Genomic DNA, 552 nt, shown 5'->3' with positions numbered 1-552 from the left:
TGCTCGTACTGTCCGGCCTGGTTCCTGAGCAACAGGCCGAGGTTGAGCCGGACCTCACCGCGTACGACGTCGGGGAGATCGCCGTCGCGCACGATGCCCCGCAACAGCGCGACGGCCCTGCGGTAGGCGAGGCCCAACACCGCGACCCGGCTGAGCTGGACGGCGAACCTGGCCCGGTCGTCACCGCGCAGTCGCGGGTCGGACAGCAGCCCCTCCAGTATCTCCGCCGCGACAGCGGTGTCGCCGAGCTCACGGGCGGCGTCCACCGCCGCCTCGCTGTACCGCAACCAGGCATCGAGGTCGCCGACCTGCCGCGCGTGGTAGGCGAGTTGCACTAGCGGCGGCGGTTCGGCGTCGACGAGCACGGCCATCACACGGCGGTGCAGTCGGCGCCGGTCCAGGCTCGGCAGTGCGTCGTAGGCCGCCTGCTGGGCGAGGGAGTGCCGAAAGCCGTAGCGGTCACCCCCGAAGTCGTGGAGCACGCCCGCCAGCAGCGCCGCCCTGATCCCCCGGCCCGCGTCGATGCCGCTCGGGGGCCGGGGCGCCCGGGGG

At 73.7% G+C, this 552-nt stretch carries 1 pseudogene; it reads right to left on the bottom strand.

The features are described from left to right. Positions 1–552, bottom strand: a pseudogene (locus KUM32_RS39715) (LuxR family transcriptional regulator); the annotation flags it as partial.

Source organism: Streptomyces sp. AC627_RSS907, assembly GCF_019049165.1.
Note: the sequence above shows the minus strand (reverse complement) of the source record. Positions and strands in the feature narration are given on the sequence as shown.